13 protein-coding genes are annotated in these 19,357 nt (G+C 67.2%); 3 read left to right on the forward strand and 10 right to left on the reverse strand.

The annotated features are described in order from the left end of the window. Positions 1 to 212: 212 nt before the first annotated feature. Genes ACQR1B_RS31030 through ACQR1B_RS31040 form a run of 3 tightly spaced genes read right to left on the reverse strand, consistent with a single transcriptional unit; the run spans position 213 to position 3,998 of the window. On the reverse strand, positions 213 to 1,538 hold the full coding sequence (locus ACQR1B_RS31030) for an FAD-dependent oxidoreductase (protein WP_434834680.1): 1,326 nt from the start codon (positions 1,536 to 1,538) through the stop codon (positions 213 to 215). Next, positions 1,535 to 1,840: a 4Fe-4S dicluster domain-containing protein gene (locus ACQR1B_RS31035; RefSeq protein ID WP_434834681.1), complete on the reverse strand. Its 306-nt coding sequence runs from the start codon at positions 1,838 to 1,840 to the stop codon at positions 1,535 to 1,537. The genes ACQR1B_RS31030 and ACQR1B_RS31035 overlap by 4 nt, the downstream gene beginning before the upstream one ends. A gap of 31 nt (positions 1,841 to 1,871) precedes the next feature. Beyond that, a complete protein-coding gene (locus ACQR1B_RS31040) occupies positions 1,872 to 3,998 on the reverse strand; it encodes a molybdopterin-containing oxidoreductase family protein (protein ID WP_434834682.1) in 2,127 nt (708 codons plus the stop codon). Between the two features lie 357 nt (positions 3,999 to 4,355). On the opposite strand from ACQR1B_RS31040, the gene ACQR1B_RS31045 reads away from it, so the two are divergent. Continuing rightward, complete coding sequence (locus tag ACQR1B_RS31045) at positions 4,356 to 5,261, forward strand: helix-turn-helix domain-containing protein (protein WP_434834683.1); 906 nt, start codon at positions 4,356 to 4,358, stop codon at positions 5,259 to 5,261. Between the two features lie 27 nt (positions 5,262 to 5,288). Here the strand turns inward: ACQR1B_RS31045 and ACQR1B_RS31050 are convergent, their stop codons facing one another. From ACQR1B_RS31050 to pcaB, 7 genes are all read right to left on the reverse strand, one after another. Continuing rightward, positions 5,289 to 6,182, reverse strand: a complete 894-nt coding sequence (locus tag ACQR1B_RS31050) for an NAD(P)-dependent oxidoreductase (RefSeq protein WP_434834684.1) — start codon at positions 6,180 to 6,182, stop codon at positions 5,289 to 5,291. Further along, positions 6,179 to 6,595, reverse strand: coding sequence for a carboxymuconolactone decarboxylase family protein (locus ACQR1B_RS31055; RefSeq protein WP_434834685.1), 417 nt, complete (start codon positions 6,593 to 6,595; stop codon positions 6,179 to 6,181). Before ACQR1B_RS31055 ends, ACQR1B_RS31050 begins: the two co-directional genes overlap by 4 nt. 39 nt (positions 6,596 to 6,634) lie before the next feature. After that, a complete protein-coding gene (locus ACQR1B_RS31060) occupies positions 6,635 to 8,095 on the reverse strand; it encodes an aldehyde dehydrogenase family protein (protein ID WP_434834686.1) in 1,461 nt (486 codons plus the stop codon). A 170-nt stretch (positions 8,096 to 8,265) separates the two neighbouring features. Next, complete coding sequence (locus tag ACQR1B_RS31065) at positions 8,266 to 9,624, reverse strand: NAD(P)H-dependent oxidoreductase (protein WP_434834687.1); 1,359 nt, start codon at positions 9,622 to 9,624, stop codon at positions 8,266 to 8,268. Between the two features lie 162 nt (positions 9,625 to 9,786). Continuing rightward, positions 9,787 to 12,372, reverse strand: a complete 2,586-nt coding sequence (locus tag ACQR1B_RS31070) for an ATP-binding protein (RefSeq protein WP_434834688.1) — start codon at positions 12,370 to 12,372, stop codon at positions 9,787 to 9,789. A gap of 368 nt (positions 12,373 to 12,740) precedes the next feature. Beyond that, positions 12,741 to 14,027 (reverse strand): cation:dicarboxylate symporter family transporter, encoded by a 1,287-nt coding sequence (locus ACQR1B_RS31075; protein ID WP_434834689.1) that lies wholly within the window; start codon positions 14,025 to 14,027, stop codon positions 12,741 to 12,743. Positions 14,028 to 14,139: 112 nt separating this feature from the next. Next, complete coding sequence (gene pcaB, locus ACQR1B_RS31080) at positions 14,140 to 15,513, reverse strand: 3-carboxy-cis,cis-muconate cycloisomerase (protein WP_434834690.1); 1,374 nt, start codon at positions 15,511 to 15,513, stop codon at positions 14,140 to 14,142. A 114-nt stretch (positions 15,514 to 15,627) separates the two neighbouring features. Here pcaB and ACQR1B_RS31085 point away from each other — a divergent pair, with 114 nt between their 5' ends. Both ACQR1B_RS31085 and ACQR1B_RS31090 read left to right on the forward strand, forming a co-directional pair. Continuing rightward, positions 15,628 to 16,362 carry a GntR family transcriptional regulator gene (locus ACQR1B_RS31085; protein ID WP_434834691.1) on the forward strand — a complete coding sequence of 245 codons (735 nt, stop codon included), beginning with the start codon at positions 15,628 to 15,630 and terminating at the stop codon, positions 16,360 to 16,362. A gap of 427 nt (positions 16,363 to 16,789) precedes the next feature. Beyond that, positions 16,790 to 19,357, forward strand: coding sequence for a spermidine synthase (locus ACQR1B_RS31090; RefSeq protein WP_434834692.1), 2,568 nt, complete (start codon positions 16,790 to 16,792; stop codon positions 19,355 to 19,357).

A 19,357-nucleotide genomic window follows, 5' to 3' on the forward strand; every position in this document is an offset into this window, starting at 1 on the left:
GCACAGCCGTCACGTCCATCGCAGCCCACCTCCACGTATCGTGACGACGCGTACGTCCCTCTGCACGAGGCGGGTTGTCGGCATATAAGCATGATTTCCGAAAAACAGCAATCAAAATATTCATCCGCCGATCCGCCGCGGCGCCCGGCGCCTCGTCCTGAACGATGGCCCCCGCGCGGTCGCACCCGAGCCGCCGCGCAATCGGCGACGCTTCAGCCGGCCGCGGCGGCAAACATCTCGTCGACGGCCACGAGCTTCTCGCGCGGCTTGCCGCTCGGCCTGCCGCGCACCACCTCCGCAGCGTCGATGCGGCCCCAGCCACGATAATCGACATGGCGCGGGATGGCGACGCCGCCGAGCAGGCTGTCCGGATGACGCGGCGGCACGGCAAGCTGCGGCAGATCCGACAGCAGATGGGCGATGGTTTCGACGCTGCAGGCCCGGTTGGTGCCGATCGTCCCCTGCGGACCGCGCTTGCCCCAGCCGCAGACATACAGACCGGGCACGGCCGCGCCCTCGGCTATGATGCGTCCCACGACATTGGCATGAACACCGTGGCGGTCGTCGTAGGGAATGCCGCCGATCGGCGCGGCCCGCCGGCCGATGCTGGTGATGACGAGGCCGCACGCGAGGGCCACCCGTCGCGGCGCCCCCCCAGCGGGGTGCTCCGGATGATGATCGAGCCAGATGCGCTCGACACGCCCCGTGCCTTCGATCTCCTGCGGGCTCAGATCGAAGGCGAACACGCAGCGCCGCCGCCTCGTGACCGGGCGCGCGGCAAACTCCCGCAGCAGCGCGAGACTCGCCGCGTCGTCATCGTCCGCGGCGGGGAAGGAGACCGCGGCGAGGTCACCGGCATCGACCACCGGCTCGCAATCCGAAAGGTCGGCAAACTCCGAAAGCTCCTTGGCGGCAAAGCGGGTGCGGTGCGGCCCGCGCCGTCCGATCACATGGATCTCGCGAATCCGACTCTCGGCCAGCACGTCGAGCGCATGCGCGGCGATGTCGGTCTGGCGCAACTCGTCGGCGGTCTTGGCGAGGATGCGCGCGATGTCGAGCGCGACGTTGCCATGGCCGATGACGACCGCCCGTTCGACACCGAGATCGAACTGCAGATGCCGGAAGTCCGGATGGCCGTTGTACCAGCCGACGAAGTCACCGGCCGTATGGCAGCCCTGCAGCGTCTCGCCGGGCACATCGAGGCGCCGGTCGACGGCAGCGCCGGTGGCAAGGACGACGGCGTGATAGCAGGCGCGAAGGGCATCGATCGTGAGCGCCCCGCCGAGTTCGACGCCGCCGAAGAAGCGGAAGCCCGGCATCTCGGCGATGCGGTCGAACACCCGCGTCACCTGTTTCAGCTTCGGATGGTCGGGCGCGACGCCGAAACGCACCAGCCCGTACGGAACCGGCAGACGCTCGAACATGTCGACATCGACCGGCTGTCCGGATCGCAGCAGTGCCTCCGCGGCGTAGAAGCCGCTCGGTCCACCGCCGATGATCGCGACGCGATGGCGCGACGCGGCTTCGTCGATGGTCATGAGAGGATGGCGCGCTTGCGCGCGTCCGCGCCGGGAAGCGGCGGCAACCGGCCGGTGACGACCGGCGTCTCGGCGGCGCGCCGCCGATTGATCTCGATCCATTCCGCCTTGTCGGGCGACAACCGATGCGCCGGCTTGATCGCCCCGACCGGGCACACCGGCACGCAGCCGCCGCAGTCGATACAGTGCTGCGGATCGATGTAGGTCATCGTGTCATCGATGTGGAAGCACTCGACGGGGCAGACGCTGACGCACTCGGTATAGCGGCAGCCGCTGCAGAGATCCGTTACGACATAGGCCATCAATTCATTCTCCGGTTGTAGGTCCTGCGGGCTAGGTCGCCGCCACCTGCACGAGCACGTCGGAGAAGGTCGGCGCGCGGCCGAGATCGGCGAAGGCCGGCGAGGTCACCGCGTGGACGGTGGCGCCCTTGCGGTTGGAGCGGTGCCAATAGCCGGCCGGTGCGACCACCACACCCGGCATGACGTCCGCCGACAGGGTGGCGAAGGCCTCGAAGGCGCCGCGCTCGTTGAAGACGCGGATCGGGCTGCCCGCTTCGATCCCGCGCGATGCCGCATCGCCGGGATGCAGGATCACCATCTGCTGCTCGCCGGCCAACGCCTGCTGCGCCGGCAGATTGCCGTAGTTGGAGTTCAGGAAGGCGTGGCTCTTCGGCGAGATCAGGCTCAGCGGGAACTGCGCGGCCTTGGCCCGCGCCGTGCGACCGCTCTCGTTCGGCGCGATGTAGTGCGGCAGCGGATCGACCGGCTCGCCCGCCTGATCGGCGCCGTAGCCTTGCCGGAACAGCGGCACGACGAAATTGCCGGCCTCGGCCATGCTCGCCTTGAACTCGCATTTGCCGGAGGGCGTCGGAAAATTGCCGTCGCGATGCGGCGCCCAGTCGTCCGCCGTCTGCAGCGCCAGCCGCGCGAAGCCGGTCGCCTTCAGCTGCTCGAGGCTGATTCCCGCGAGCGCCGGATTGCTCCAATCCATCGACGCTTCGATCATCTCGTCGTCGGAGCGGAAGAAGAACGGATCGTCGATGCCGATTGCCGCGGCGAGCCGCCGGAACAGCTCGGTGTTCGATACCGCCTCGCCGAGCGGCGCGATCGCCGGATTGTTGTAGGACAGATAGAGGTGGCCCCAGGAGAACATGATGTCCTTCTGCTCGAGCTGGGTGGTCGCCGGCAGCACGATGTCGGCATATTTCGCGGTGTCGGTCAGGAAGTGCTCGCTGACCACCGTGAACAGATCCTCGCGCGACAGACCGCGCTCGAGCCTGTCCTGCTCGGTGACCATCGCCATCGGGTTGGCGTTGTAGACGAACAGCGCGCGGATCGGCGGGCCCTCGGGCAGATCGCCGGTCAGCGCCGCGCCGAGCCGCCAGCTGTTGATGACGCGCATCTTCGGCGGCTGCAGGTCGGGGCGCATCAGGGTCGGCCAGTTCACCGGGAAGGCCCAGATCGGCAGTTGCAGCAGGCCGCCGCCGACATGCCTCCAGGCGCCGATCAGCGCCGGCAGGCAGGCAATCGCGCGCACGGTCTGTCCGCCGCCGGCATGACGCTCGACGGCGACGCCGATGCGGATCACGGCAGGCGGCGTCGCCGCATAGTCGCGCGCGAGCCTGACGATATCCTCGACCGCAATGCCGGTCTCGGCGGCGGCGAACTCCGGCGTATACTCCTCCACGCGCGCTGCGAGCTCGTCGAAGCCGATCGTGTGGCGATCGATGTAGTCGCGGTCGACCAGCTTCTCCTTGATGATGACGTGCATCATCGCCAGCGCCAGCGCGCAATCCGTGCCCGGGCGGATCTGGATGTGCCAGTCGGCGAGGGCCGCCGTGCGCGTCTTCACCGGGTCGATCACCACCAGCCTGGCGCCGTTCTTCTTCGCCTGGTCGATGAACGGCCAATGATGCGAGTTGGTGCTGAGCGTGTTGCAGGCCCACAGGATGATGTATTTGGAATGCACGAAGCTTTCGGGATCGACGCCCGGCGTGTGGCCGATCGTCATCATGTAGGCGGTGCATGCCCCGGAATCGCAGAAGGTGCGCTCCGAGACCGAGGCGCCGAGCTTGTTGAACAAGGGATCGCCGACATTGAGGCCGTTGATGATGCCCTGGGTGCCGAGATAGCTGTAAGGCAGGATCGCCTCGGCGCCGCTTTCGGCGATGATCGCCTTCCAGCGCGCGGCGATCTCGCTCAGCGCGTCGTCCCACGAGATGCGGCTGAAGCTGCCGCTGCCCTTCGGACCGACCCGCTTCATCGGATACAGCACACGCTGCTCGCTATAGACACGCTCCTCGTAGTTGTTGACCTTCACGCACAGCCGGCCCCGGGTGAAGGGGTGATCGGGGTTGCCCCTGACGGCGACGGCCTTGCCGTCCTCGACCGTGGTGAGGATCGAACACGTATCGGGACAATCATGCGGGCAAGCACCAACGACGATGCGCGTGGCCATCTCGGTTCTCCTCGGGGAACGATCATGTCGAGCCACAGTCTGCCAAACGGCGAGGGCCCGCGATTTTCCTCGCCTGCGGAACATTGTTCCTGTCCTGCGGAGATTGGCGCCGGCTCATCATACCGCAACGCAGCGGCAGCGGGGCTGAGTGCCGCGCAGCGACGCACGATGACGCCGCAACAGCCCGCGATTGCGGCGGGCTGCCGAACTTTGTTGCTGCGGCCGTCGATTTCGCGGCTTGACGGGTCCAGGGCGCGCCCCCAACAATGGGCACGAAAATTGCCCAACGATCATGCTTCGGTATTTCGGCAGTGCGACGTCACGCATCACGCGTGGCGATGCGCAGGGAGGAGTGCGATGGGCCAGCTACTCGGGCACTCGGCCGACAAATACGTCACCGGCCGCATGCGGCAGTCATCACGCGAGCGCGGCTGGTCGAACCTTCTGGTCGAGCGCTGGAGTCACGCCGCCGGCGTGCTGCCGCCGCTGACGCCGCGCGATACGGAGATCGCGGTGCTGCTGCGCGGCCGCGGCCTGGTCGGTCGCGTCGGCAGCGGCCTGCGCCAGGTGACGCGCGGCCAGCCCGGCACGGTCTGGCTCTGCCCGTCCGGCATCACCGAGGAATACATCGACATCGCCGAGCCGATGGAGGACGTGCTGCACATCTTCCTGCCGGGCCGGCCGTTCGAGGACACGATGCTGCGCGATCTCGACATCGATCCCCGGCGGGTGGAGCTGCGCTACGAGGCCGTTGCCCAGGACGCGCTGATCGATCAGATCGCCAGCCAGATCCTGCAGGAACTCAACTGTGAGAGCGCGTCCGGCCGCTTGCTGATGGAGGCGCTGGGCCATGCGCTCTCGGCGCATCTGGTCCATAAATATTCCGCCGTCGGCGCGCTGTCGCCGGCGCGCCCGATCGACAAGCCGCTGGATTCCCGCCGGCTCGCGCGGGTGGTCGCGTTCATCCGCGACAATGTCGACACCGAGCTCACCGTCAGCCAGATGGCGGCCGTCGCCTGCATGAGCCCGGCGCATTTCGCCCGCAGCTTCCGGCTGGCGACGGGATCTCCGCCGCACAAATTCGTCAGCGACGAGCGCCTCGCGGTGGCGAAGATGCGGCTGCTCGACGACGACTGCCAGATCGGCGAGATCGCCCTCTCGGCCGGCTTCTCCTCGCAGGCGAACTTCACCAAAGCCTTCCGCAAGGCGGTCGGCGTCACGCCGGCGCAGTTCCGCGCGCAGAAGTCGCGCGCCTTGTCATAGCGGGGCAGAACCTCGCGACGGGCGGCATCAGGCCTTCAGCGCGATGCCGGCCAGCGCCTCGCTCAGTTTCGCCAACGCGGTGTGGTCCTGGCCCGGTCCGAGCAGGCCTTGCGCGCTGGCGCTCAGCTCGCGGCAGAGGTTGGAGAACGGCGCGGCGACGCCAGTGGCGCGCGCGACCTCGAGCGCGATCGACAGGTCCTTGACCATCAGGTCGAGGCCGAAGCCGCTGTCGAACTTGCGCGACAGCACGAACTGCTTGAACTTCTTCTGCGTCGAATTGTTCATGCCGGTCGAGGCGTTGAGCACGTCGGTCATCAGCGCCGGATCGATGCCGAACTGCTGGCCGATCAGGAGCGCCTCGATGCCGATCAGGAAGCCGCCGGCCGAGACGAGGTTGTTGAGCGCCTTCATCGCCTGCCCCGAACCGAGCCCGCCGATGCGGTGGATCGTGGTACCCATGGCCCGCAGCACGGGCTCGACGCGGTCGAGCGCGGCCGGCTCACCGCCCGCCATGATCGCAAGCTCGCCCGTCACCGCGCGCGGCACGCCGCCGCTGACGGGCGCATCGAGCACGGTCACGCCGAGCGGCGCGAGATCGGCCGCGATCGCCTGCGTCGCCGCCGGCGCGCCGGAGCTCATGTCGATCACGATGTGATCTTTTCTCAGACCGTCGCGCAACCCGGCGACGGCGCTGGCGACATGGGTGCTGGTCGGCAGCATCGTGATGATGACGTCGGCCTGATCAGCAGCGGCGGCGAGATCGCCGGCCTCGACGCCGCCGACCTTGGCGACGAAATCAGTAGCCCGCCCAGCGACGGCATCGTTGACGGCGACCGCAAAGCCGGCGCCGATCAGGCGCGCGGCCATCGGCCAGCCCATGTTGCCGATGCCGACGAACAGGATCGTCTTCGGCGCGCTCATGCGCCGTCCTTGGCGCCGTCTTTCCTGGCGATGGCGCCTTCCGCGACCAGCACCTCGTGCGCGGCCTTGAAGGCTTCGAGGCCTGCGGGAATGCCGCAATAGACGGTGGCGTGCAGCAGGATCTCCTTGATCTCCTCGACCGTGACGCCGTTGGTGAGCGCGCCCTTGACGTGCAGCTTCAATTCGCTCGGCTTGCTCAGCGCCGTCAGCATCGCGAGATTGACGATGCTGCGGGTGCGCCGATCGAGACCGGGCCGGGTCCAGGCATAGCCCCAGCAGATCTCGGTGGTGATGTGCTGGAACGCCATCATGAAGTCGTCGGCCTTGGCGAGGCTGGCATCGACGTAGTCCGCGCCCAGCACCTCGCGCCGGACCTTCAGGCCCTTCTCGAACAACTCGTTGTCGTCACTCATCCGCGCGTCTCCTGGTTCAACGCTTCGCTGCGATCCATCTCAGCCGTGCTTGACGATCAGGGTCTTCATCGCCGCCAGCTCATACAGCGCCTCGAATCCCTTCTCGCGGCCATGGCCCGATTTCTTCATGCCGCCGAACGGCAGCTCGATGCCGCCGCCGGCGCCGTAGCCGTTGACGAACATCTGACCGACCCGGACCTTGCGCGCGACGCGCATCGCGCGCGAACCGTCGCCCGACCAGACGCCGGCGACTAGGCCGAATTCGGTGTCGTTGGCGAGCCTGATCGCATCGGCCTCGTCGTCGAACGGCATCGCCGCCAGCACCGGGCCGAACACCTCCTCGCGCGCCAGTTCGGAGTCGCGCGCGACATGCTGATAGAGCGCGGGCGCGACGTAGAAGCCTTCGCTGGGCACGCCCGCGGCGATCTTGCCGGAGGCGACGCGCTTGGCGCCGCCGGATTCGGCGCGCGCCAGCATGTTCTCGATGCGCTTCTTCTGCACCGCGCTGATGACCGGGCCGAGGTCGAGATCCATCTCCGGCGTGCCGGCCGTGATCCTCTCGAAGCGCAGCGTCAGCTCGGCCAGGAAGCGGTCCCAGATCGTGCGCTCCACCAGCACGCGCGAGCCGGCCGAGCAGGTCTGGCCGGCATTCTGCACGATGGCCGCCGCGACCGAGGTCAGCGCCGCGTCGAGGTCGGCGTCAGCAAACACGATCTGCGGCGACTTGCCGCCGAGCTCGAGCGTGCAGCCGATGTGGTTCCTGGCCGCCGCCGTCTGCACCAGGGTGCCGACCTCGGGGCTGCCGGTGAAGGAGAGGAAGTCGATGCCGTCATGCGCCGACAGCGCAGCGCCAGCCTCCTCGCCGAGACCGGGCACGACGTTGATCGCGCCCGCCGGGAAGCCGGCTTCGGCGGCAAGCTCCGCCAGCCGCAGCGGCACCAGGCAGGCCTCCTCGGCCGGCTTGATCACGGTCGCATTGCCCATCGCCAGCGCCGGCGCGACGGTGCGGCCGAACATCTGGCCGGGATAATTCCAGGGAATGATGTGTCCGGTGACGCCGAGCGGCTCGTAGACCGTGGTGACGAAGAAGCCGTCGAGGAACGGGATGGTGTCGCCATGCACCTTGTCGGCGGCGCCGCCGTAATATTCGAAATAGCGCGCGACCGCGACGACGTCGGCCTTGGCCTGCTTCATCGGCTTGCCGGTGTCGGCCGCTTCGAGTTTCGCCAGCTCCTCCGCATGGTCCTCGACGAGGCGGCCGAGCTTCGACAGCAGACGACCGCGCTCCACCGCCGCGAGCCGGCCCCACGGACCGTCGAGCGCGCGGCGCGCGGCAGCGACGGCGAGATCGATGTCCGGCGCGTCGCCGGCCGCGATCGAGGCGATCACCTGTCCGGTCGCCGGCGCCAGCATCGCGATGGTCCGGCCCGATTGCGCCGGTTGCCAATTGTTGTCGATGAAGACACCCTTGGCGGCAGGCAGTTTGACGTTGGCGTTCATGGCAAGCTCTCCGACTTCTCTCGATTCATCCGCCCCGGCTGTTGCAGCCGCTCCCGCAGCGCAACCATCGTCGAACGATCATCATCGAGACGCATTCCGTCTGGTTATCCGACAATCTGGTGGCCGTCCAGAATGCGCGCGGGCGCCGATGGTCGCGTTGTAGCGCGCCGTCACGCATGCCGGCTGAAGGTCGGCGCATAGAGGGCCTCCTGCTCGCGGCGCAGGCGGACCGCCGGCAGAGTGTCGTCGATCGCGACGTCCGACCAGGTGATGCACGCATCCTTGGCGACGGGCCGGACCAGGCGCACCTGATGAGCGAGCCCGAGTGGAAGATACCCCTCGGCCAACGACCGCTCTGCCGGCGTGAGCTTGCCGAAAACGGTGTAGCCCCCTTCGCCGTCGAGAATGTCGCCGGGCTTCAGATCGCGCTTCGCGGTCGCGGCGACGTCGGCATTGAAGCAGATCGCGATGCCGGTCGGCTCGCGCCGCAACGCGACCGATGCCACGGAGATGCCGAGCTCAAGACCGATCAGATGCCATTTCTTGTAGGAGCACATGTAGCGGCCGCTCGGATCGGTGACGACGTTGTACTCCTCGAAGCAGTTGCGGATGTAGTCGCTGTCGCCTTCGAAACAGACCCAGACGCCCTTGCGGATGTCGTTGGCGATCGGCCGTCCGTCCGGCGTGAGGCAGGACACGACCTCGACCTGCCCCTTGGCCTCCAGCACGCCTCCCTCTGCGCGCGGGCGCATCAAGGTCGGAATGTCGTCGACCGCGCCCGGCGGGAAGGCAAGCCCCTGCGACGGCGCTTCGAGCCCGGTCGCATTCGCGATCGCCGCGGATTCGATCGCCGGCTTGGATCCGTCGAGAAACGCGTTGAACATCTTCGGATTCATGCCGCCGCGCGCCGCCTGATCCGCGGTCAGGCCCCAATGATCCCACACCGTCTCCGGCGTCGACTCCCGATAGTGCGGCAGCCATTTGTGACCGCGCCCGGCCGCGACCACGGGAAAGCCGCAGGCCCGCGCCCAATCGACGAGATCGCAGGCGAGCGCCGGCTGATCGCCATAGGCGAGGCTGTAGACGACGCCGGCTTGCTTGGCCTTGTGCGCCAGAATCGGCCCGCAGAATGCGTCGGCCTCGACGGTGACGTTGATGACCGGCTTGCCGGCGGCGAACGCCGCGAGACAATGTACGACCGCGGCCACGGGGTTGCCGGTGCATTCGGCGATGACGTCGATTGCTTCACATGCGACCAAGGTCTGCCAGTCGTCGGTCAGCAAGGTCGTGCCATGCTTCAACGCGTCATCGAGGGAGGACGCCGCGTAACGCTCCTCGCTCCAGCCTACGCGCCGCAGGTTTTCGCTCGCCCGTGCCGGCGACAGATCGGCGATGCCGACGAGATGGATTCCCGGCGTGCGAAGAACCTGATGCAGATACATGGCGCCAAACTTTCCGGCGCCGATCAGACCCACCTTGATGGGGCGGCACGCGGCGTTGCGCTCCAGGAGCTTGGCGTAGAGATTCACCGGCAGATCTCCCTGACTGGAGCGAATGTGAAGGTCCAGTCAGGTTGTGTGCGCGCGCTTCATGAGAACTTCAAGGTATCCAAGATCAAGATCGCGTCCGTCGCGCGACGATCCGAAGGCACGCACTCCTGAACCGTCGCCCGCGGAAGGGGCGAAGGGGGTTCACCTTTTCGAGCCACCCAGGGCGAACACGATTGCTTCCGACAACTGACCCAGACGAAATGGTTTCGTGAGAAGTTTCGTATTGGCACGAAAATCCTCGGGCACCAGGGAGGGATCCGCGAAGCCGGACATGAAGAGGATGGGCAGGTCGGGCCATCTGCGGCGCACCTCGCGCGCGAGATCGATGCCGGTCATGTCGCTAGGCAACATGATGTCGGTCAGCAGCAGCGAGACCCGGTCCTGCCGTTCCAATTGGGTGATCGCCAAGCCGGCATTGACGACGACGACCGGGCTGTATCCCATTGCGGACAGCATGGTGGTCGCCATGGCGCCGACCAGGGGGTTGTCCTCCACCACGAGAATCCGTTCGCCGGTCTCTGGTCGCGACAGCCGCTCGGCGCCGGCGCCGGGCCGGGCGGACGGTCCCGGTCCCGCGCTCGGCAGATACAATGTGACGCGCGTCCCCTTCCCCTCCTGGCTCGCTATCACCGCGGTGCCACCCGACTGCCGCGCAAAGCCATAGACCATGCTGAGGCCGAGCCCGCTGCCCTTGCCGAACTCCTTGGTCGTGAAGAACGGTTCGAAGGCGCGGCGGGCGACGTGGGGCGGCATCCCGATCCCCATGTCCGACACCGCGATCGTCACATAGTCACCCGGGACGATGCGTTCGTCGCCGTCATCGAGCGGCTGATCGAGCACGGCGTTCCCGGTCGCGATCGTCAGGCGCCCGCCACCCGCCATCGCATCGCGTGCGTTGAGGGCCAGGTTGAGCAGCGCATTCTGCAATTGTGTCGGATCGATCAGGCAGTGCCACAATTGCGGATCCTGCGCCACGTCGACCTCGATGTTCTCGCCGAGCGTCCGCTGCAGGATCGTCGTCATTCCGCCGACCAGCTGGTTGACGTCGGTGAGCTGCGGCTGCAGCGTCTGCTTGCGGGCGAAGGCGAGCAGGCGGCGGTTCAGATCGGCGACCCGCTCCGCCGCCTCGATCGCCCGCTCGGCCATGCCGCGGCAGGAGGTATCGGCCGTCGGCAACGTGTCGAGCAGCATGTCGAGGTTGCCGAGGGTCGCCGCCAGCATGTTGTTGGAGTCGTGCGCGATGCCTCCGGCCAGCTGTCCGATGGCCTCCATCTTCTGCGCCTGGCGCAGTTCATCCTCGATGCGCTTGCGCTCGGTGATGTCGACCGACAGCACGAAATAGCCGCGCACCGTGCCGTCCTGGCCGCGATCCGGCACCCGAATGGTCTGGCACCAGCGTTCACGGCCGTCGGGAAACGCCACCTTCTCCTCGCCGCCGATGGTTCGCCCGGCGAGCGCCGCCGCAATCCGCAGCTTCACCTCATCCGCGCGCACGGGATCGATGAAATTGTCGATCCTGCGGCTGCGGACGGCCTCGGCCGGAGCCTCGGCATACCACTCGCGCGCCACACGGTTGGCGTAGCGGATATGGCCATCGGCATCGACATGGACGATCAGTGCGGGCACGTTTTCGGTGACCAGCTGGTGCTGCTCGAGATTGTCCCGGAGGGCCTGTTCCGAGGTCGCGCGGAGCTGCCATTGCCGCGCAAGTCCGAGGCCGAAGCCGATGATCAGCAGATTGAGCCCCGCGGCGGCGGCGCTGTAGTACAGCGCATTGTTCTTCCAACCGGCCAGATACTCGACCGGATGGCGCGCCACGGTCACCACCAGCGGCAAGCCGGCGACCCGCCGATAGCTGATGCTGCGCGAGACCCCGTCCGTCATTCCGCTTCCTTCGAAGCTCCCGTGAGGCGTTTGGGGAAGAAAATGCGTGAACAGGCGGTTCGATCGAGCGTCGCGACCGGCGAACTCGTCCGCGTTCGGCGTGCGAATCAGGATCGTGCCGTCGTCACGATACAGCGTCACGGTGCCGCGCTGCCCCACGTTCAGCGATAGAAAGAACTGCCGGAGATTCTCGTAGTCGATCGGCACGAAGACGACGCCGCCGAAACGTCCGTCCGCGGTCGAGAAGGCCCGGCTCACTGCAATGAAACGAATCTGGTTGACGCGCGCGGACGTCGGCACATCGATGAAGAGACCGCGGCCTGGATCGTCTCGCTGGACCTTGAAATAGTCGCGATCCGCGAAATTGTTCTCGCGGCCGGGAACGCCGTTCCCCGCACTGTCACCGAGCAGATTTCCCTCCGCATCGAGAACGACGAGTCCGCTCGCGACCGGGTATGGCGCGATCCTGCGCTTAAGCTCGTTGACCAGGGCCGGATTGCCATGCGTGAGCAGGGATGGATTCTGCGCCAGACTGTCGATCGTCGTGCTGAGCAGCACGTCGACGCCCTGGATGTTGCGCAACATGTATTCTTCGAGCGCGCGGGCGAGATCGCCGTTCGCGGTTTCGGTCGTCCGATAGGTCTCCCAATAGTTGACGGACAGCATGTGCGCCACGAAGGCATCGCACAGCAGCGCCAGCACGAGGCCGCTCAGCACGATGATCCGGGGCGTCCAGCGCCGCTCGATGCCGGACGGCCGGTCCAGCCGGGACGAGGCGTCGATGACGCCTCCCTGCCGAGGACCTCGCCCTTGCTCGACTGTCGTTTGGGTTTGGTCCAACATGGCGCCAGTACTTCGGGAGGTGACCGAGCAGGGTCTATCGTGAATGATCGCTGCGCGAGTCCCAGTCGATCTCCGGTCGGCCAGACGTTCGGTGGGAAAGTACCCCGCGGGAAAGTGCCCGTGGGACCATGGTCCCGAAGCCTCGCATGGGCCAGCCCCTCGGCGCCAACGCCTCGCGCGCCATCGCGGTGGCTGAATAGCACGTTCGGCGGGAAGATGTCATCCTCGGCATCCGGTGGCGGCCACGGTCGTCGGACCGGGGCCGCCGCCGCCGAGCGGATGCCACGCTGACGGCCATCCCGCGAAGACGGAGACGAACCGCCCGGCGGAAACGGTCATGAAGCGATTCGGCATGACGGCATTCCCACTCAGGCCATCTCCTCGCGCAGGGTCCGCGACAGCAACGTCTCGTCGAACTCGCCGCAGATCTTCGCCGTCACGACCGTGGCGACGCTGTTGCCGATCACGTTGGTGGTCGCGATCGCAATCGACATGAAGCGGTAGACGCCGAACAGCACGGCGAGACCTTCCAGCGGCAGGACGCCGGTCGCCGCCACCGTTGCCGCGAACACCACGAAGCTGCCGCCGGAGACGGTCGCGGCGCCCTTGGAGGTCAGCAGCATGATGGCGAGAATGCCGAGCTGCTGGCTGAAGTCGAGCGGCACGTTGTAGGCATTGGCCAGGAACAGAATGCCCATGGACATGTAGATCGACGTGCCGTCGAGATTGAAGGCATAGCCGGTCGGCAGCACCAGGCCGACGCTCTGCTTCGAGCAGCCGTAGGCCGGCAGCTTCTCCAGCAGGCGCGGCAGCACGCTCTCCGACGACGCGGTGCCGAGCACGATGAAGATCTCGTCCTTGATGAAGGCAAGGAAGCTGAGGATATTGATCCGGAACATCGCGCAGATGCCGCCGAGCACCACGACGATGAACAGGATGACGACGGCGTAGAAGCTGAGCACCAGATAGATCAACGACAGCAGCACCGCGGTCCCGCTCGAGCCGACGGCAAAGGCGACCGCACCGAAGGTGCCGATCGGCGCAACCCACATGATCAGATGGATGAACTCGAAGAAGACGTCCGAGATGGCGTTGAGCCCGCGCTCGATCGGCAGCCGCTTGCTTTCCTTGAGATGCAGCAGCGCCGCGCCGAAGATCAGGGCGATTACCAGCACCTGCAGCAGTTCGCCCCTTGCGAAGGCGCCGACGAAATTGTCGGGAAAGATGTTGAGGATGAACTCCAGCGTCGAATGCGGCGCGCCGGCGGCCGACGGCGGCTTGACGCCCGACGCCGCCGTCGTCGCCGACATGCCCTGGCCGATACCGAGCAAATTGCCGGCCACGAGGCCGAAGGCGAGCGCGATCGACGACACGATCTCGAAATACAGCATCGCAACCAGGCCGACCTTGCCGATCCGCTTGAAGTCGCCGGCCGACACGACGCCGATGACGACGCAGAGGAACACCAGAGGCGCGACCGCGGTCTTGATCAGCCGCAGGAAGATGTCGCCGAGGATCTTGAGCTGGGCGGCAAAGGACGGAAACAGCAATCCGACCAGCGCGCCGAGGATCATCGCGATGACGACCTGGACACCGAGATTCTTCCACAGCGCCTTCCTCGCCGGCGGTGACGCCGACGCGACAGCAACAGACATTCCAACCTCCCTTTTCGAATTTGGCCATGACTCTGCCATTCCCGGCTCCTGGCCAGGGCCAACAGTGTCGATGCGGCGGACGCGAGCGCTTGATTGCGCTCGTCGTCGATCGTCAGCCCCGGCGCTCGTCGGCGCCGAGCACGCGGTCGACCATCTCGGGCGCAAGGCCGAGATAGTTGCGAGGGGACGTCAGGCGGTCGATGGTGGCGCGGTCGATGCGGCCGGCCACCTCCGGACTCGCGGCAAGGGCGTCGGCGAGTGTGCCGCCGTTTTCGTTGACGACGCGGCAGGCGTCGTAGACGACGTCATGCGCCTGCTGCCGCCCGATCTGCGGCGCCAGGCCCATCATGACAGCCTCGGCCACGATCAGGCCGCGGCTGATGTCGAGATTGTCGGCCATCCGCTTCTCGTCGACGATCAGGCCGCCGAGCGCGAACTTCGCCTGGTGCAGCGCGCCGGCGGTGAGCACGAAGCTCTCGGGGATCGCCATCCATTCGGCGTGCCACGGGCCGGTGGCGCGCTCGAAATCCTGGACCATAGCGTCCAGCATCAGGCCCGCATGCTGGCGCACGCCCTTGCAGGCTGCGAGCATCAGCTCCGAGGAGATCGGGTTGCGCTTCTGCGGCATGGTCGAGGACGCGCCCCGCCCCTTGACGAAGGGCTCGTAGACCTCGGCGAACTCGGTCGAGGCCATGATCATGATGTCCAGCGCGATCTTGCCGAGCGAGCCGGTGACCAGACCGAAGAAGTTCACGACCTCAGCAAGCCCGTCGCGCGCGACGTGCCAGGTCGAGACGGGAACGCCGAGCCCGAGCTCGGCGCAGAGCGCGGCCTGCACTTCGAGGCCCTTGTCGCCGAGCGATGCGAGCGTGCCGGCGGCGCCGGCGAACTCGCCGACGAGAACGCGCGGCTTGAGCTGAGCGAGACGCTCGGCGTGGCGATCGAACATCGCGAGCCAGATCGCCGTCTTGTAGCCGAAGGTCACGGGGAGCGCCTGCTGCAGATGGGTGCGGCCGGCCATCGGGGTGTCGCGATAGCGCCGCGACAGGTCGGCCAGGATGCGCCTGAGCTCGGCGATATCGGCTTCGATGATCTCCAGTCCGGCGCGCACCTGCAGGATCACTGCGGTATCCATGATGTCCTGCGTGGTCGCGCCCCAATGCACGTAGCGGCCGGCGTCGCCGCACTGCTTCACCATCTGGTGGACCAGCGGCAGAATCGGGTAGCCGACGATGTCGGTCTCCTGGCGCAGCAGGTCGAGATCGAACGCGGCGATGTCCGTCAGCCGCGCGATGTCGTCGGCGGCCTGCTGCGGAATGACCCCGCAACGCGCCTCGGCCTTGGCCAGCGCGATCTCGACCTCGACGTAGCGGGAGATCAGCGCATGATCGGAGAACACTGCGCGCATGCGCGGCGTGCCGAAGGCATCGCGAAACAGCAGAGAATCGAAGACGGTGGTGGCTGCAGGGGAGGCCGATCGGTCCATGGGGTGTTCCTCGTGCCGGGTATTATGTCCGGACATAATCCTTCGTAATTTATGTCCGGACATGAAGTCAAGGGGTGATAGCGTGGCAGTCGGATTTGTTTGGGCGGAATGTTCATGAGCGAAACGCGCTATGCCCGGGTCGCACGCGACCTGGCGGAGGGAATTGCCAGCGGGCGTTTTCCAGTCGGCTCGGTGCTGCCGACCGAGTTCGAGCTGTGCGACCATTACGGCGCCAGCCGCCACACGGTGCGCGCCGCCATCAAGGAGTTGCAGGACCTTGGGCTGGTCTCCCGCAAGAAGAAGCTCGGGACCCGGGTCGAAGCCGCCACGCCGGCGCAAGGCGGCTATCGGCCGTCACTGACGTCGGTGGCCGATCTCGTCCAGTTCGGCGCCACGCACACCCGCGTGGTGCAGGAGATTGCGGACGTCGTCGCCGACCGCCCGCTCGCGAAGATGCTCGGTTGCGCGGTGGGCCGGCGCTGGCTGCGCATCTCCAGCCTCCGCCTCGACGGCGACGCAGGATCGGCGCCGATCGGCTGGACGGATGTGTATGTCGATGCCGCCTATGAGAGCCTGCGCGACAGCGTCCGCGCGGCGCCGGACGTGCTGATCAGCGATCTCATCGAGGCGCGCTTCGGCCGCCGCGCCGCGGAAATCCGCCAGGACATCGAGCCGGTGCTGATCCCTGACGAACTCGCACCGCCGCTTCGGGTCGACCGGGGAACGGCGGGACTGCGCATCATCAGGCACTATCTCGACAGCGGCGGCGCCTGCTTCGAGACATCCGTCAGCATCCATCCGGCCGGCCGCTTCATGATGTCGATGCGGCTGAAGCGCGAACGGGAATGACGCCGGAGGCGTAGGTCCCAGACGATAGCGACGGGCACCTGAACCAGCCCGATGGCCGCGAGCGCGATGGACGCTCAAAAGATGCACACTTATAAGTTGCATCGCATCTTCCAACCCTTCCCGACCACCGTAGCCCATGCATGATCGCCCGGCTGACGCTGTCGGCCGAGGGCAAGGCAGCCCGATCCGCTCGCCACGCAATGGGCCGCCACGGTCGAGCCGATCGCGAATGGTCAAACCACCGTCATGAAACGCGACCACAGAGATAGCGTCTCGGCGCGTAAATGGCCGGCGTGCAGCAGGCTCGGTCGAGTGCCCGGCCTCCGCTCGGCGCGTTTGGCGCGACGACGGATCACGAGAACCACAGGCCCGGATATTGACCGAAGCACGTCATGCAGCCTCGCGCGGGGCGGATCTGATCGCGCAGATGCAGAGCGAACGCGCTGGTGACACCCTCGACCGCCGGAGCACGGTTCCGCTTCTGCCGATGAAGCTGCTGATCGCAGCATCCGGTCTGGCCGGGCTGGGCTACGAGATTGTCTGGACGCGCCAGCTCGCCCTCGCGTTGGGCACGGAGATGATGGCAGTCCTGGGCGCCATCGCCGGCTTCTTCGCGGGTCTGGCGTTCGGAGCCTTCGTGTTGGACGGCAGGATCCGCCGCGCCGCCAAGCCGCACCAGGTCTACGCCGTTCTTGAAGCGGTGATCGGCCTCTGGGGTCTCTGCGCGATATGGCTGCTGCCGGCAGGCGCGCGTGCATTGGCGCCGTTGCTGGGCACTGCGCCCTCGCCCATCCTGCTGTGGAGTGCGAGCTTCCTGCTTCCGACGCTGGTACTGCTGCCCGCCACCGTGGCGATGGGCGGCACGCTCACGGCGCTGGAGCGCATGATGTCGGCGGCACGCAGCGGCGGCGCGGTCGGCGCCGGCGTCTACGGCGTCAACACCGCAGGCGCCGTCGCGGGCACGCTGCTGTCGACCTTCGTGCTGATCCCCACGCTCGGATTGGCGACGACGCTGCTGTGCCTGGCCGCCGTCAACGCCGCCTGCGCGGTGGCCGCGTTTCATCTCGGTCGGACGCTTCTCATCGCGCCGCGCGAACCCATCCAGCGCCCGGTCGGAGTCCTCGGCCGACTGACCGCGAGTCTGTTCGTCACCGGCCTCCTCGGCATCGCGTTCGAAGTGCTGGTCGTGCGGCTGGCGGCGCAGATGCTGCAGGACACCGTCTATAGCTTTGCCTGCCTGCTGGCGGCATATCTGCTGGGGACAGCCGCGGGAGGCATGATCTGGCAGCGCATCAGACCGACGGCCGTGCTCGGCAGGACCGAGCTGGTCAGTATCACGGCCCTCGTCTGCCTGGGCACGGCCATCATGGCTCCCTTTCTCGGCGGCCTCGCGGATCGCGCGGCGGGCCTCGGCGTCGGCGGCGAGCTCGGCATCGCGCTGCTTCTGTTTCTGCTGCCGTCGATGGCCATGGGTGCGCTGTTCGGCCAGCTGATGCAGGAGGTCCGCGACATCAACGGATCGGTCGGCTGGGCCGTCGGCATCAACAGTGTCGGCGCGGCCATTGCGCCGCTCGTGGCGGCGCAGCTGCTGATCCCGACCTTCGGCAGTTGGCTGGCGCTGGTTCTGGTCGCGCTCGGATATCTGCTGCTGTTACCCGTCCGGGGTGCAGCGCGGCGCTGGGCCCTTGCACCATGCGCGCTCGGGCTCGCACTCCTGGCAATTCCTGCCCCCACGCTGGTAAAGGTGCCACCCGGCGGCAAGCTTCTGGCGTTGCGCGAAGGACCGATGGCGACCGCGAGCGTCGTCGACGATGCCTCCGGCGCACGCTATCTCGAGGTCAACGGACACTTCCGGATGGGCGGCACCAGTTCGGTGCGCTCCGATTTTCGCCAGGCGATGCTGCCGCTGCTGCTGCATCCGGCGCCGCGCACCGCCCTGTTCCTGGGTGTCGGCACCGGCGCGACCGTGCTCGGCGGCGCCGAGATGCCCGACCTCGACGTGCGGGCGGTCGAACTGTCGGCAGAGGCCGTTGTGCTGCTGCCCTGGTTCGGCAACCCGGCGGCGAAGCAGGCGATGCCGCCGATCTCGATCGCCGATGCGCGACGCTTCGTCGTCGCGGATGACGCCCGCTATGATGTCGTCGTGGCCGACCTGTTCCACCCGGCGTTGGATGGCAGCGGCGCGCTCTACACGACCGAACATTTCGAGGCCGTCAAGCAGCGGCTGGCGGCCGACGGCTTGTTCTGCCAGTGGCTGCCGCTGTATCAGCTCGATGCGCCCTCGCTGCGCGCCATCATCAGGAGCTTTCTCGCCGTCTTCCCTCGAGGCTCCGCCTGGCTGAACCATTACAGCGTGCGCACGCCGATGCTCGCTCTGATCGGATCGCGCAAGCCGCAACCGCTCGATCCCGATCGGCTCGGCGACCGCCTGTCGGACCCCCGGCTTCGCCCCATTCTTCGTCCTCTCGGTCTCGACCAGCCCATCGACCTGCTCGGTCAGTACGTCGCCGGCGCCGATGCGCTGGCGAGCTTCGCCGGTCCTGGACCACGAAACACTGATGATTTCCCGTTCGTCACCTTCGATGCCCGGCGCAACGTGACCGCGCTGACATCAGCGCCATGGGAGTTGCTGCTGACGGTCATCGGTCAAATCAAGACCGATCCGGCTGACCTGATCGATCCGTCACGGCGCGCAGCGTGGACTGAACGTCTCGGCCCGTATTGGCAGGCGCGCAACCGTTTCCTTCGCGCCGGCGCAGCACTCACCGGCGAGCCACGGGGCGCGGCGCTGATCGCAGCCGCGGCACCCGGCCTGCTCGACTCGATCCGCCTCAGCGCCGCATTCGAGCCCGCCTATGCTCCGCTCATGAGCATGGCGCGATCGCTGCTCGCATCGGACCGCGCCGCCGCCGAGCGTCTGCTTCTGGACATCGAGCAGGCCGCTCCCTCGCGTCGCGAGGCGCGCGATCTGCTGGCGCAGGAATTCGGACGATAG

Source organism: Bradyrhizobium oligotrophicum (assembly GCF_051168495.1).
Lineage (GTDB): Bacteria > Pseudomonadota > Alphaproteobacteria > Rhizobiales > Xanthobacteraceae > Bradyrhizobium > Bradyrhizobium oligotrophicum_A.